Origin of the sequence: Actinophytocola algeriensis (assembly GCF_014203735.1) — a bacterium.
Classification (GTDB): domain Bacteria; phylum Actinomycetota; class Actinomycetes; order Mycobacteriales; family Pseudonocardiaceae; genus Actinophytocola; species Actinophytocola algeriensis.
Genome location: NZ_JACHJQ010000006.1, coordinates 284,245 through 295,427, shown reverse-complemented (window position 1 = coordinate 295,427; position 11,183 = coordinate 284,245). Strand labels below are relative to the sequence as shown.

Genomic DNA, 11,183 nt, shown 5'->3' with positions numbered 1-11,183 from the left:
CGATTGGGGTCGGAGAGTGGCGAGTGACGTGCCGGCGGTGTCGTCGGCGGTGCGGATCCTGGAGCGGCTGGCGGCCGAATGGCCTGCCGCCGTCCCACCGAAGGACCTCGTCAACGAGCTGGGGCTGAACCGCAGCACCTGCTACAACATCCTGGCGACGCTCCAACGCGCGGGCTGGGTCAGCTCGACGGGTGAACGGTCCGGCTGGATGCTGGGGCCCAAGCTGCTCACGCTGACGGGCGTCACCGACGACATGACGGCGGCCATCGCACAACAGGAGATCGACGAACTGGCGCGACGGCTGGGTTTCGTCGTGTTCGTCGCCGAGCCGGACGGTGCGGGCGGGTACGTCGTGACGGTGAAGGCCGAGCGGCAGATGGGCGTGCGCGTGACTGTCGGTGTGGGGGAGGGGTTTCCGTTCTCCGCGCCCGCGATCATGCAGGCCTACCTGGCCTGGCACGCGCCGGACAAGGTCGACGAGCTGGTGGATCGGTACGGGCTCAAGCAGTTCACCCAGCACACGGTCACTGAACGGGACGAGCTGCGGCGAGTGCTGGCGGAGATCCGGTCGCGGGGGTACTCGACCAGTTTGCAGCAGTACGACATGGCTCAGAGCGGGGTCGCCGCGCCGGTCTTCGATCGGCGGGGGCAGGTCTCGCGGGTTGTCTGTTCGCTGGCTTTCTTCACCGAGCTGCACGCGGACAACGTGGGGCGGATCGGGGCTCTGGTCAGTGACTGCGCGGACCGGATCACCGCTCGGACCGGTGGGCGCCGCCCTGCCGGGGAGTGACCGCGCCCCTGGTGGGCTAACCCCTGTTGATCGCGTCGACCACCAGGTCGCGGAACGTGTCCTCGTCCACCGCGGGTTCCAGGTGCTTGCCCTGCGGGGCGAACACCCGTGGCCGCACCAGCGACAGTGCCGCCGCGTCGTCCCACAGGCGGGTGCCCAGCCACTGCGACGGGTCGGCCTCCAGCACCGCCTTCAGCAGTCCCGGCAACCCCGCCGTCTCCAGCCGGGACACCATGTCCGGGGTCGGGTCGTACGGTGGGGACGCGGGCAGGTCCACGTACACCGCCCTGCGTGGCGCCGCCTGGCAGGCCGCCAGGTCGTACTCGCAGTTGAAGTTGTCCGGGTTGTTCTCCGCGAACGACCTGCCCGACGCCAGCACCCGCACGTGCCCGCCCAGCGCGGACGCGTACTTCGGGTACGACGTCCACGGGCCAAGCACCAGCAGGTCGACCCGGTCGCAGCCGTGGACCGCCGACCGCACACCGGCCGCCAGCCGGGACGGCGTGCCGTTCGCCGGGACCGCGGCGCCCAGGAAGTTGTTCATCCGCTCGGCTGCCGCGCGGACCGGGGGCAGCCAGTCGTACGCGGGTGGGTTCGGCGACGCCAGGCCGGGCAGCACCGGCACGCCTGCGCCGCGGCCTGCCAGGAACATCGAGACAGCGGTGGCGCCGTTCGGTACGCCCGAGATCCCCTCGGTGACGACCACCGCCCGCACGTCCCGCGCCGGGGCCACCACCGCCAGTGCGCGGTAGTCGTCCACGCCCACGTCGGTGTCCACCACCAGGCAGGTTCTCGGGTCGGCCGCCGGGGCCGCCACCCCAAGGCCCGCCCACACCAGTGCCAGCACCGCTGTCAGCAAGATGGCCTTGCGCCCCATCGTCCGGACGTTACCCCCGCCGTGATGCTCGCTCCATCGTCCGTTCGGGTCCGTCGCAGTCGAGCCGATCACTGTCCGGGTCCGGCGGCGCGGGTGCCGGTTTAGGCTCGGTGAGCCCCTGCCGCGCAGGAGAGGACCGCATGAGCATCGACTTCGGCCGTACGGCCGCCGACTACGCCAAGTATCGCGCGGGGTTCCCGCCGGAGTTCTTCACCCGCCTGGCCGCGCTCGGGATCGGGGTGCCCGGCCAGCGGATCGCCGACCTCGGCACCGGCACCGGTGTGCTCGCGCGGGAGCTGGCGGCCGCCGGCAGCGTGGTGACCGGGGTCGACGTCGCGCCGGCACTGCTCGACCAGGCCCGTGAGCTGGACGCCGCCGCCGGGGTCGAGGTGACCTACCGGGTCGCGGCCGCGGAGGACACCGGGCTGCCGGGCGGGGCGTGGGACGTCGTCACGGCGGCGCACTGCTGGCACTGGTTCGACGCGCCCCGCGCGGTCGCGGAGGTGCGGCGCCTGCTGGTATCGGGTGGGGCGGTCGTGCTGTGCAGCCGCGACTACCTGGTGCTGCCCGGGAACGTGTGCGAGGCGAGCGAGGAGCTGATCCTGTCCTACCACCCGGGCTGGCCCATGGCGGGCAGCCCGGGCACGCACGACGAGTGGGCCGAGGACCTGACCGGGTTCACCGACCTGGAGACGTTCAGCTTCGACGTCGACGTCCCCCACACCCACGTCGCGTGGCGCGGACGCATGCGCAGCTCCAACGGCGTCGGGGCGAGCCTGCCCGGCGAGGCCGTCGCCGCGTTCGACGCGGACCTGGCGCGGCTGCTGCGGGAGCGGTTCGACGAGGAACCGCTACCGGTGCCGCACCGGGTGTTCGCGATGGTCGCGCGTCAGTAGTCGTCGCTGTCGCGGTCGCGGGCGGCGGCCTTCTTCACCGGCCGGTTCGCCCACGAGTCGATCGCGACGACCAGGAGCGCGAGGATGATCAGGACCACGCCGAGGATCGCGATATCGCTCCAGATGAAGAGGCCCGCCATCAGCACGAGCGGCACCACCGCGAACATGACGAACGGGTCGATCCGCCCGAAGTACTGCTGTTTCTGCCCTGTCGAGCTTCCGTACTGCGCTGCGATGGCTCCGCCCACCCGTCGTTCGTGTTCTGGTTGCCGCGTGCGATCGTAACGCGGCTCACGACCAGCCGGCGTCGAGCCCGCTGGACCGGTCAGCTCGTCAGAGCGCGATGACGGTCATGCCCGGCCCGGTGGGCGGGTGGTCCATCGCGGCGAGGGCGGCCGGGGCGTCGGCCAGGCCGATGACCGCGCCGACCAGCAGGTCCGGGCGCAGTGTGCCGTCGGCGACCATGGCCAGCAGCGGTGGGTAGTCGGCGGCCGCCATGCCGTGGGAGCCGTGGATGGACAGTTCCTGAGCGATCACCACGTCCATCGGCAGCGGGGTCGGGCCGTCCAGCAGGAGCCCGGCCTGCACGTGTCTGCCGCGGCGGCGCAGGCTCAGCACCGACGCCGCGGCGGTGGCCGGTGACCCGAGGGCGTCGAGCGACACGGTCGCGCCGCCGCCGGTGCGGTCCCGGATCGCCGCGGCCGCGTCGGTGGCGTCGATGGCATGGGCCGCACCGAGTTCGGTCGCTCGCGTGCGTGCCGCCGGTGCGATGTCGACGGCGATCACCCGCGCCCCCAGCGCCACGCCGATCTGCACGGCCGACAGCCCGAGCCCGCCGCAGCCGTGGACGGCGAGCCAGTCGCCCTCGCGCACGCGACCGTGTGCGGTGAGCGCGCGGTAGGCGGTGGCGAACCGGCAGCCGAGCGACGCGGCGGTCACGAAGTCCACGGAATCGGGCAGTGCCACCAGGTTCGTGTCCGCGGCGTGGACGGCGACCCGCTCGGCGAACGACCCGGGCCCGGTGAACCCCGGCTGTGTCTGGTGTGGACAGACCTGTGCGTCGCCCGCGCGGCAGTACTCGCAGGCACCGCACCCGCACACGAACGGCACGGTCACCCGGTCGCCGGGCCGGAAGCCCCCCACCCCGGCACCGACCTCGGCGACGACCCCGGCCAGCTCGTGCCCCGGCGTGTGCGGCAGCGGCACCGGCTCGTGCCCGCGCCACGCGTGCCAGTCCGACCGGCACACCCCGGTCGCCCGCACCTCGAGCACCGCACCACCGTCCGGCGCGACCGGCGCGGGCACGTCCGCCACCACCGGCTGCTCGCCATACCCGGCATACAGAACAGCACGCATCACCCGATCCTAGGTTTGTGACGGCCGCCACATCCGGTCACGCTCCCGTGACGTCGCAGGTCATCGGGGTGACCGGCACATCAGGTGCCGGGAGTGAGGAGCATGAGATGTCCACCGCATACGTCATCGTCACCCTGGTCGCCGCCGCCATGGTCGGGTTCTCGGCTGTTTCCGTGTTCCTGCGAGCGAAGTGGGTCGTCGGGCCGCTCGCCGACTACGGCGTGCCGCGGTCGTGGTGGCCGTGGCTGGGCGCCGCGAAGGCCGCGGGCGCGGTCGGTCTCGCGGCCGGTGTGTTCGTGCCGGTGCTCGGGGTGATCGCGGCGATCTGCCTGGTGCTGTACTTCGCCGGCGCGATGATCACCGTGCTCCTGGCGCGTTTCTGGGCGCACGTGTCCGCGCCCTTGCTGTACGTCGCGCCGGTGGTGGCGTCGCTGGTGCTCGCGTCGTGAGTCAGTCACCCAGGCGGAACAGGGCGGCGCCGCCAGCGGCGAGCTGCACCGTCACCTTGTCGGCCGAGGCCGTCGTGAAGTCGGCGGCCTCGACCTGGAACTCCTCGCTGCGGTTGGCGGCAGGCCCGAACGTCAGCGTGACGGTCGTGTCGGTCGTGTCGGAGCGGTTGACCACCAGCACCCACCGCCTGCCGTCGTCGACCGCGGCGCGGAACTGGCCGACGACCACCGCACCGCCCTCGACGGCAAGCACGTGCTCGTCGGGGGCGAACGCCTCCGTGCCCGGCGGCAGCGGGTTGTCGTTCGCGTGCGTCGCGGACACCGACACGAGCGGCTTCAGCTCCCGGCCGATCGGTGCGAGCCACTGCTTGTTGATGCGCGTGGCGATGTCGTAGAGGGGCGTCTTCGTGCCGTTGACGTTGATGAGCGCCGACTCGAAGTTCTCGCCGCGCGCGACTTCCGGGGTCCAGTAGGTGAAGTACTGGATGCCCTTGCAGCCGTAGGCGAGGCTCATGTTGATCTGCCACCGCAGCTGCGCCTCGGTCGGCACCACCCGGTTCTGGAACTTCACCGACTGGATGTAGGTCCACGTCGGGATGCCCTCGGCCAGCGCCGCCTTGCGGATGATGGCCCAGTTGTCGAAGTAGTTGATGTCCAGCCCCGTGTTGAGGAACGGGTACCGGTCGAACGACAGGATCGGCGGGTGCACGGTGTCGACGAACGCCTTCACGAACGCGGTGTAGCCGGCGCCGGTGCCGGGCCACAGGTTGGAGTACGGCAGCAGCGTGGGCGCCAGCTCCCGGATGATCCGCGTCACCGCACCGACGGTGGGGAACTTGGCCTGGGGCGGCTCGTCGTACACGTCGAACCCGGCGAACGCGGGGAAGCGCCGGTACTCGTCGAGCATGATCTGCACCAGCCTGCGCGCGTCGGAGGTGCTGATCCGCAGCGGCGCCTGCAGGTCGTCGGTGACCGACAACGTCGACGTGATCGCCGACAGCCGCGGCTCCGGCGAGTTCACCAGCACCTTCAACCCGGCCTGCCCGGCGAGGTCGAGCGCCCGCCGGTTGATGTGCTGGTCGAACATGTAGTTGCCGGTGACGAGGAACGTCATCCCCGCGGCGGCGATCTCCTGGTAGCGCGCCAGCGTCACCTCATACGGGTGCGGCGGCCAGAAGATTCCGATGGGGAAGTCGGGACCGCCGGTGAGCGGCAGACTGTCAATGGGCCACGGCTCTGTGCTCGACACACAACCACCCTATGCCGACGATCACCAATTGTCACGACACTGTCACTGCTTGCTGAAGATCGCCTTCCGGCGGAAGGCGCGGAGGATCCCTGTGACCACTGCCGAGATCACCGGCAACCCACCCGGCTCGTTCGCGTGGGGCGTCCTGCACGACCGGCACCCCAAGCTGATCACGCAGGTGCGCGACGGGCTGCCGTACCCGCCCACGACCGAACGCGCGCTCGACGAGCTGGCCGAGGAGATCACCGGCGAGATCCGCCCGCTGCCCGGCTGGGAGGAGCACGCCGGCCGCTCCTGGTACGAGGTGCCGTTCCTGTGGGCCGAGAGTTGCTTCTACCGCAAGCTTCTCGGCGCCGTCGGCTACTTCGCGCCAGGTCCGTGGCAGAGCGTGGACCCGTTCGAGCCGGTCAAGTCGGCGGAGCTGCGCTCACCGGAGTTCGCCGGGGACCTCGACACCGCACGACCCGACCGCGACGCGCTGCTGGCCGCGTCACTGTGGGGCAACCGCGCCGACCTGGGGTTCCGCCTGTCGTCCGGCGAGGCGACCGGCGACGGGGGACTGCTGGTCGACCAGAGCCAGGAGCTGTGGTCGCTGCTGGGGGAGGGCGGCCGGGTGGTGCTCGTGGCCGACAACTCGGCCCGCGAACTGGTACCGGACCTGCTGCTCGCCGACCACCTGCTGGCGGACCGGGCGGCGAGCGTCGTGCTGCACGTCAAGCCGTACCCGTACTACGTGTCCGACGCGCTGCTCACGGACGTGATCGCCGCGCTGCGGAGGCTGTCGGAGAGCCACCCCGCCGGCGAGCGCTTGACGCGGGCCATGCGCGAGGGACGGCTGGAGGTGCGGGCACACCCGTTCTCGTGCGCACCGTGGTCCTACCACGACATGCCGTCAGACCTGGCCGACGACTTCGCGTCGGCGACCGCCACGATCATGAAGGGCGACCTGAACTACCGCCGCCTCGTCGGTGACCGGCGGTGGCCGCCCACGACACCGTTCGACGAGGTCACTGCGTACTTCCCGGGCCCGGTGGCCGCGCTGCGCACCATGAAGTGCGACGTCGCGGCCGGCATCCCGGCCGACGCGGTGACCCGCCTGGACGCGTCCGGTGAGCAGTGGCGCTCGAACGGCACACACGCGGTGATCCAGGTGCGTGCCTAGCGCTGTGTCTACTTGCGTTGGCTGGGAGTGGGTTCGTGGTTTGTCCTTGCCGGACGGGTGTTCTCGCCGGATGGGGTTTGCCTCCGGCGGCTCCTCGCCGGAGGGGCAGGTCTCCGGGATGGCAGGCAGCCTCGGGTGTGGTGTGGGGCTCGCGCCCCCTTCGCGCCTGCGCGCCTTCACGGTGTCCGTTGTGCTGTGAAAGGCGCTTTCGCGGCACGCCAGCCCACCCGGTACGACGATCACCGTGGCTTGGGCGGATCCGCCGCAGGACCTGGCAAGCGAACTACGCTGGCCGTAAACGAGGAACTGGGGGCGTCATGCTTGCTGAGGAACTGCTGGCGGAGTGCGACCACGTGCTCCTGGCGTTCGACGGTCCGGTGGCCGAGTTACCGACGGTCGCGGCCGCCGACCGGTTGCGGACGCTGATCGCCGACGAGCCGTTACCCCGGGAGGTCGCACGGACCGGGGACCCGTTCGTCGTGCTCGCGCACGCCGCGACCATCGGCCCCGCGACCGGACAGGCGCTGTACGACCACCTGTGCCGCGTCGACTTCGAGGTGGTCGGCGGCGGCCAGGTCGCCGAGGGTGTGCACGCCGCGCTGGCCACCCTCGCCGCCACCGGGACGCGGGTGACCGTGGTCAGCGGCCTGCACTCGGAGGCCGTCCGTTCGTTTCTGGTCATGCACGGGCTGGACGTGCACGTCCGTCGCATCTCGGCGCGTACCGGACCCGATCCCGCGGTGCTCCCACCCGCTCCCGACCTCGTCACCGCGGCACTCGGCGGTGACTCCTGCGTGTTCATCGGCACCCACCGCAGGGACCTGGCCGCCGCGGCGGCCGCCGGGGTCAGTGTGCTCCGGCACCAGACCACCGGTGTCACCACGATGGCGGACCCGAACCGGAACCCCTGGTTCGCCAGCTTGTCCTGATCCGATCGCGGCCTGCTTGGCAACATCGGGCCAGCGGCAGCCGGACGATCCCACACCTGCCTAGCGTCGGCAGGCATGGGGATCCGTGCCGGAGCGCTCGCGTTGCTGACCGCGTTCATGATCTCGGGGTGCGCCGCCCGGGCCCCCGACCCGGAACCGAACCTGTTCGCCGAGTACACGCGGTCGACCAACGTCGAGCACGACCGGTACGCCACCGGCGGGTCCAGTGGCGACCGCAGGGCGTTCTTCGCCTCCAGGTACCGCGCGGAGGAGCTCGCGTCCCGGCTCTTCCTGACGTTCGAGTGCGGCGAGTCCCTTGAAGGCGACCCGTTCGACACGAGCTGCGACCTCGACGACGCGGTACGGGAAGCCGTGCGCGAAGCGGGCGGTGACGAGGACGCTCCCACCGCCCGGGTGATCATCGTCAAGCACGCCGACGAATCGCTCGCGCTGCTCACCCTCTACGTCGCGGACGGCACACTCATCGACAGCACCGGCGAGACCCACGACGGCCTCGACGACTTCGTGGACGACAACGACCTGCTCAGCCACGACGACGTGATCATGGCGCCGCGCGACATCACCGCCGTCCCCGGTGAAGGCAGGCTCGTCACCATCTACGGGCACGCGCCACCGACCTGGCAGTGGTGGGCACTGGGCGGCATCGCGGTCGTCATGCTCCTGTCCGGTGCCGGCTTCCTCAGGCGGCAGCTGCGCTCATGAGGCGGTCCCATCCGTCCGCGCCACTGGCTACTGTGATCGGTGACGCGTCATCGACGACCAGTGGAGACCTGTATGCGCATCGCGATCCTGCTCTTCGACCGGATGGCCGCGTTGGACGCCGTCGGGCCGTACGAGGTGCTGCGGTACAGCGAGAACGCCGAGGTGGTGTTCGTCGCCAAGGAGAAGGGGGAGGTGCGCGCCGGGCAGGGGACGCTGGGGCTGGTCGCGGACGCCGCGCTCGGCGACGTGACGGAGACCGACATCGTGCTCGTGCCGGGCGGGCCCGGTCAGGTCGACCTGATGACCGACGACGAGGTTCTGTCGTGGTTGCGGACCGTCGACGAGACCAGCACCTGGACCACCTCGGTGTGCACCGGGTCGCTCGTGCTCGCCGCCGCCGGGTTGTTGAAGGGGCGCAAGGCCACCACGCACTGGCTCGCCCAGGACCAGCTGCCCGCGTTCGGGGTCGAGGCGACCGGGGAACGGGTCGTGTTCGACGGGAAGTACGTGACCGCCGCAGGGGTGTCCGCCGGGATCGACATGGCGCTCACGCTGATCGACCGCGTCGCGGGGAACACCGCCGCGCAGGCGATCCAGCTCGGCCTCGAGTACGACCCGCAGCCGCCGCACGACGCCGGCTCACCCGGGAAGGCGCCCCAGCCGATCGTCAGCTCCATGCGGGAGAACAGCCGGTTCTTCCTCCAGGACATCTGACGGGTCAACCGACGCGGGCTTGCGCGGGCCGGGGAAGAACCGGTTCACCTCGGCCTGGTACCGGCGGTAGCCCGGTCGTTTGAGCACGCTGTAGTGCTCGGCGGGCACGGCGCCGGAGTAGAACACCATCACCTGGTAGATCGCGCGCACCAGGAACAGCAGCCCGACCGAGGAGATCACCCACGCCACCACCGGCGACCGGTCCCAGAGCGCCACCACCGACGGCACGGCCAGCAGCACCGCGGCACACCACTGCACCCACTGCCCGAAGTAGTTGGGGTGCCTGCTGTACCGCCACAGTCCGGTGTCGCACACGTCGCGGCTGTCGCTCGCGTACCCGCCGAGGAACCGGCCCTTCTGCACGTCCGCGACGCTCTCGTACACGTACGCCGCGATCCACACCACGATCGCCGCGATCTCGACGGGGTGGAGCCCGCCGCGCGGGTTGGTGGCGATGATGATCGACGGCAGCGCGAAGTAGGACATGTTCGCCGTCGCCTGCACGCTGATCTCGTACTGCAGCGACAGCCGTTCACTGCGCAGGCCCGCCTTCTCCCACACCAGGCGCTGGTACTGGTAGCGCGGGAACTCCTCCTTGAGCCACCCCGGTTTCACGACCAGGTAACCCCAGTACATGAGCCGCGCCCCGGCGACCGTGAACATGGTCGCGGCCGCGATCGTGAGCGGTGTCAGCTCCTCGGCGAACACGAACCCCTGGATGCCGAGCGCCAGGATCCCGGCAGGCCACGCGAAGTCCACATAGGACATCCGATTGGTGCGCCACGCCGGCACGCACGCCGACGGCACGAAGATCGCCGCCTGGACGAGCACGTTCCACAGTGCGAACGCCCTCGTGGCCGGGTTCGCGACGAGCGCACCCAGACAGATCAGGACCGACACCACCCAGACGACGCGTTCACGCATGCCCCGACGCTAGGACCGGACCGTCGCACCCCGGTCGCACGGCACATGACGCGGCAGGAAGGTGACGGACCGGCAACGCGGCGGCCGGAGTGCCGCTACGTTCGGTGGGTGATCCGCCGCGTCATGCCCTTGCTGGTGTTGCTCCTCGCGGGCTGCGCCGCGGAACCGGGAGAACCCGCCGCGCCGCCCGTGCCGCCGCCCACCTCGGTGTTCCCGAGCGTGAGCGCCCAGCCCAGCCCGGGGATCAAGGCCACCGAGGAGCAGCTCCGCCGCGCCGACCCGTGCCTGCTCGTCGACTGGACGATCCTCACCGCCTACGGCAGCCTCGAACGCGTCGAGACGCCGATCGAGTTCACCGACTGCGAGGCGACTGTCTACCGCCCGGCCGGCACGTCGCTCACCGTGAGCCTGGGCTTCGGCCTCGCGTTCGGGGAGGGGGCCGACCTGCGCCCGGTCGAACGCGACGGCGTCACGGTCCAGGTCGGGGAGCTCGGCCAGTACGGGTGCGGTCGGGGTGTCGCGGTCGCCGAACGCGCGGTGGTCAGCATCCACGCCCGCGACGACCGGCACCCCGGCGACCTCTGCGCGATCGCGGACCGCGTGCTCGACGCGGCGCTGCCGAAGCTGATCGCCGGTGATGTGCCGCCGTCCGCACTGCCGGACGAGTCCCTCGCGAACGTCGACGCGTGCGCGCTGCTGCGCCCGGAGGAGGTGTTCCGGCTGCGCGGCATCGACCGGACACGGGTCACCCCGGGGTTCGACGGGCAGAACTGCACGTGGGGCGAACCGGAGGTGTCCGAGACGAACGTGTTCATCAACTTCGGCCCGGCCCTCCCGCTGGAGGCCGACTCGACCGGCGACCGGGAGACCGAGATCGGCGGCCTGCGCGCGGTCGTGCACCCGCAGCCGGGCGGCAGCAACCCGCAGTACCGGACACCGCCCGGCTGCGAGGCACGCATCGAGTACCGCAGGCTGGACAGGCCAGGGCAGGTGGCAGAGATCGAGGAGATCTCCATCCAGGTCACCGCCGACGAGGACGAGAAGTACCGCTGCGACCTGGTCACCGACCTGGCCGAAGCCGCGGTGCGCCGCCTGCCGTAGCCCGGCCGAGCAG

At 71.2% G+C, this 11,183-nt stretch carries 13 protein-coding genes; 8 read left to right on the top strand and 5 right to left on the bottom strand.

From position 1 onward, the window contains the following. Window positions 1-16: 16 nt before the first annotated feature. Window positions 17-790 (top strand): IclR family transcriptional regulator, encoded by a 774-nt coding sequence (locus FHR82_RS47660; protein ID WP_184813611.1) that lies wholly within the window; start codon window positions 17-19, stop codon window positions 788-790. Between the two features lie 16 nt (window positions 791-806). Here FHR82_RS47660 and FHR82_RS28315 read toward each other — a convergent pair whose 3' ends face one another. After that, a complete protein-coding gene (locus FHR82_RS28315; RefSeq protein WP_184813610.1) occupies window positions 807-1,667 on the bottom strand; it encodes a hypothetical protein in 861 nt (286 codons plus the stop codon). Window positions 1,668-1,807: 140 nt separating this feature from the next. On the opposite strand from FHR82_RS28315, the gene FHR82_RS28310 reads away from it, so the two are divergent. Further along, a complete protein-coding gene (locus FHR82_RS28310) occupies window positions 1,808-2,563 on the top strand; it encodes a class I SAM-dependent methyltransferase (RefSeq protein WP_184813609.1) in 756 nt (251 codons plus the stop codon). Here the strand turns inward: FHR82_RS28310 and FHR82_RS28305 are convergent. Beyond that, window positions 2,557-2,811 carry a hypothetical protein gene (locus FHR82_RS28305; RefSeq protein ID WP_184813608.1) on the bottom strand — a complete coding sequence of 85 codons (255 nt, stop codon included), beginning with the start codon at window positions 2,809-2,811 and terminating at the stop codon, window positions 2,557-2,559. The genes FHR82_RS28310 and FHR82_RS28305 overlap by 7 nt on opposite strands. Before the next feature lie 85 nt (window positions 2,812-2,896). Continuing rightward, window positions 2,897-3,919, bottom strand: a complete 1,023-nt coding sequence (locus tag FHR82_RS28300; protein ID WP_184813607.1) for an alcohol dehydrogenase catalytic domain-containing protein — start codon at window positions 3,917-3,919, stop codon at window positions 2,897-2,899. 107 nt (window positions 3,920-4,026) lie between these two features. Between FHR82_RS28300 and FHR82_RS28295 the strand changes: the two genes are divergently transcribed. Beyond that, a complete protein-coding gene (locus FHR82_RS28295) occupies window positions 4,027-4,368 on the top strand; it encodes a DoxX family protein (protein WP_184813606.1) in 342 nt (113 codons plus the stop codon). A 1-nt stretch (window position 4,369) separates the two neighbouring features. Here FHR82_RS28295 and FHR82_RS28290 read toward each other — a convergent pair whose 3' ends face one another. Further along, entirely contained in the window at window positions 4,370-5,617 is a 1,248-nt protein-coding gene (locus FHR82_RS28290) for a hypothetical protein (RefSeq protein WP_184813605.1), read from the bottom strand. A 91-nt stretch (window positions 5,618-5,708) separates the two neighbouring features. On the opposite strand from FHR82_RS28290, the gene FHR82_RS28285 reads away from it, so the two are divergent. The 4 genes from FHR82_RS28285 (at window position 5,709) to FHR82_RS28270 (ending at window position 9,145) form a co-directional block, all read left to right on the top strand. Beyond that, window positions 5,709-6,779 carry a damage-control phosphatase ARMT1 family protein gene (locus tag FHR82_RS28285; protein WP_221464401.1) on the top strand — a complete coding sequence of 357 codons (1,071 nt, stop codon included), beginning with the start codon at window positions 5,709-5,711 and terminating at the stop codon, window positions 6,777-6,779. A gap of 317 nt (window positions 6,780-7,096) precedes the next feature. Continuing rightward, entirely contained in the window at window positions 7,097-7,708 is a 612-nt protein-coding gene (locus tag FHR82_RS28280) for an HAD family hydrolase (protein ID WP_184813603.1), read from the top strand. A gap of 75 nt (window positions 7,709-7,783) precedes the next feature. Beyond that, on the top strand, window positions 7,784-8,431 hold the full coding sequence (locus FHR82_RS28275) for a hypothetical protein (RefSeq protein WP_184813602.1): 648 nt from the start codon (window positions 7,784-7,786) through the stop codon (window positions 8,429-8,431). A 72-nt stretch (window positions 8,432-8,503) separates the two neighbouring features. Next, a complete protein-coding gene (locus FHR82_RS28270) occupies window positions 8,504-9,145 on the top strand; it encodes a DJ-1/PfpI family protein (RefSeq protein WP_184813601.1) in 642 nt (213 codons plus the stop codon). On the opposite strand, the gene FHR82_RS28265 is transcribed toward FHR82_RS28270, so the two are convergent. Continuing rightward, window positions 9,071-10,069, bottom strand: coding sequence for a DUF1295 domain-containing protein (locus tag FHR82_RS28265; RefSeq protein WP_184813600.1), 999 nt, complete (start codon window positions 10,067-10,069; stop codon window positions 9,071-9,073). The genes FHR82_RS28270 and FHR82_RS28265 overlap by 75 nt on opposite strands. A 108-nt stretch (window positions 10,070-10,177) precedes the next feature. On the opposite strand from FHR82_RS28265, the gene FHR82_RS28260 reads away from it, so the two are divergent. Continuing rightward, window positions 10,178-11,170 (top strand): DUF3558 domain-containing protein, encoded by a 993-nt coding sequence (locus tag FHR82_RS28260; RefSeq protein WP_184813599.1) that lies wholly within the window; start codon window positions 10,178-10,180, stop codon window positions 11,168-11,170. Window positions 11,171-11,183 lie beyond the last annotated feature (13 nt).

Bases quoted from the DNA above. Each gene is read 5' to 3' on its own strand.
- FHR82_RS28315 (WP_184813610.1), bottom strand. From the start codon at position 1,667: ATGGGGCGCAAGGCCATCTTGCTGACAGCGGTGCTGGCACTGGTGTGG.
- FHR82_RS28310 (WP_184813609.1), top strand. From the start codon at position 1,808: ATGAGCATCGACTTCGGCCGTACGGCCGCCGACTACGCCAAGTATCGC.
- FHR82_RS28300 (WP_184813607.1), bottom strand. From the start codon at position 3,919: ATGCGTGCTGTTCTGTATGCCGGGTATGGCGAGCAGCCGGTGGTGGCG.
- FHR82_RS28295 (WP_184813606.1), top strand. From the start codon at position 4,027: ATGTCCACCGCATACGTCATCGTCACCCTGGTCGCCGCCGCCATGGTC.
- FHR82_RS28280 (WP_184813603.1), top strand. From the start codon at position 7,097: ATGCTTGCTGAGGAACTGCTGGCGGAGTGCGACCACGTGCTCCTGGCG.
- FHR82_RS28275 (WP_184813602.1), top strand. From the start codon at position 7,784: ATGGGGATCCGTGCCGGAGCGCTCGCGTTGCTGACCGCGTTCATGATC.
- FHR82_RS28270 (WP_184813601.1), top strand. From the start codon at position 8,504: ATGCGCATCGCGATCCTGCTCTTCGACCGGATGGCCGCGTTGGACGCC.
- FHR82_RS28265 (WP_184813600.1), bottom strand. From the start codon at position 10,069: ATGCGTGAACGCGTCGTCTGGGTGGTGTCGGTCCTGATCTGTCTGGGT.